At 72.8% G+C, this 1,875-nt stretch carries 1 protein-coding gene; it reads right to left on the reverse strand.

Annotated elements, in window-relative coordinates; all coding sequences use genetic code 11:
- Positions 1 to 299: 299 nt before the first annotated feature.
- On the reverse strand, positions 300 to 1,875 hold a 1,576-nt coding region (gene treZ / locus D183_RS0112615), incomplete at its 5' end, for a malto-oligosyltrehalose trehalohydrolase (protein ID WP_017909310.1).

A 1,875-nucleotide genomic window follows, 5' to 3' on the forward strand; every position in this document is an offset into this window, starting at 1 on the left:
AGGCGGCCGCGTCGCGCGCGTCCAGGCCCAGTGCGCCGAGCACGTGGCGCAGGGTGTCGTCGGCGACCGTGCGCGGCGTGTCGCTGGCATCGATCCAGTCGACCAGCAGGCCGGCGGCGTCGGCCAGGGTGTGCAGGGAAGTGTCGGTCATGGGCAGGGCGAACCGGGCAGCAAGGCAAAAGAGGGATCCGCCGCGGTCCCGCTCGCACGCGCCGGCGGCGCGTGCGCGGCGGTGGGCAGCGAACGAGGTGGCCAGCGTGCCGGGGACGCTGTCGCGATGGCGTCGCGACAGCGGGTGCTCATGCGGCGTTGCCGGGCCGGTAGCGCGCGACGAAGGCGTTGGGCGGCAACTGCGCGGCGTCGTCGCCGGCGTTCTCCGCGTGCACGGTGCTGCCGGGCAGGTCCAGCGCCACCGGCGCGTCGCCGAAGTTGGCCGCCACGTGCCATTCGCCGTCGCCCAGGCGCCAGCCCGCGGCGATCGCCTTAGGTCCGATCACCCGCGCCCCCAGCGCGCTGGCCTGGCCGAGCGCCGGCACCAGGTGCTGGCGGCGCAGCGCCAACAACGCCGCGAACCAGTCGCGCCAGCGCGCACCGTCGCCGTGGGTGGCGTCGCTGATGTCGGCGATGGAGGCCTGGAAGGTGCTCGGTGCGTTGGGATCGGGAATGGTGGCGCGCTGTTCCGGATCGGCGAAGGCGGCGAAGTGCGCGAATTCGCGGCGGCGGCCCTCGCGCACCGCCTCGTCCAGCGGCGGTGCGAAATCGGTGAAGAACTGGAACGGGGTGCGGCTGCCCCACGGCTCGCCCATGAAGAACAGCGGGATCATCGGGGTCAGCGCGGTCAGCGCCAGCGCCGCGCGCAGCGCCGGTTCGCTCACCTGGGTGATCAGCCGGTCGCCTCGGGCGCGGTTGCCGATCTGGTCGTGGTTCTGCGCGAAGATCACGAACTTGTGCGGCGGCAGATGGCCGCTGGGCTCGCCGCGCGCGTGCCCGCGATGGTCGGTCTGGCCCTGGAAGGCGAAGCCTTCGCCGAGCACGCGTGCCAGGTGCTGCGCCGGCGCGTCGGCGAAGCCGGCGTAGTAGCCCTCGTGCTCGTCGGTCAGCAGCACGTGCAGGCTGTTGTGGAAGTCGTCGTCCCACTGCGCGCTGTAGCCGCGCTCCAGCACGTCGGCCTGGTTGGCCTCGTTCTCCAGCACCAGGTGCACGTGGCGCCCGTCGGCCACGCTGGCCGTGATCGCCTCGCGCAGGGTGTCGAGGAAGGCGTTGGGCACGATCGCGTGCACCGCGTCCAGGCGCAGGCCGTCGAAGCGGTACTCGTGCAGCCACATCAGCGCGTTGTCGATGAAGTAGCGCTGCACCGGCGCCAGGCGGAAGTCGATCGCCGCGCCCCAGGGCGTCGGCGCATCCTCGCGGAAGAAGGTCGAGGCGTACTGGCCCAGGTAATTGCCGTCCGGGCCGAAGTGGTTGTAGACCACATCCAGGAACACGCTCAGGCCCAGGCCGTGGGCCTCGTCGATCAGTGCCTTGAGTTCGTCCGGATGGCCGTAGGCCGAGGCCGGCGCGTACGGCAGCACGCCGTCGTAGCCCCAGTTGTGGCGGCCGGGGAATTCGGCCAGCGGCATCAGTTCGATCGCGGTGACGCCGAGCGCGGCCAGGGTCGGCAGCTGCGCGCGCAACCCGGCGTAGCCGCCGCAAGTGCCCACGTGCAGTTCGTAGAACACCGTCTCGGCCCAGGGCCGGCCGCGCCAGTCGCCGTGGCGCCAGGCGTAGCCGTCGGTGGCCAGCACCGCGCTGGCGCCGTGCACGCCGTCCGGCTGCCAGCGCGAGGCCGGGTCCGGCACCGGGGTGCCGCCGTCGATGGCGTAGCGGTAGCGGGTG

It is taken from the genome of Xanthomonas sp. SHU 199, from assembly GCF_000364665.1.
Taxonomy (GTDB): domain Bacteria; phylum Pseudomonadota; class Gammaproteobacteria; order Xanthomonadales; family Xanthomonadaceae; genus Xanthomonas_A; species Xanthomonas_A sontii.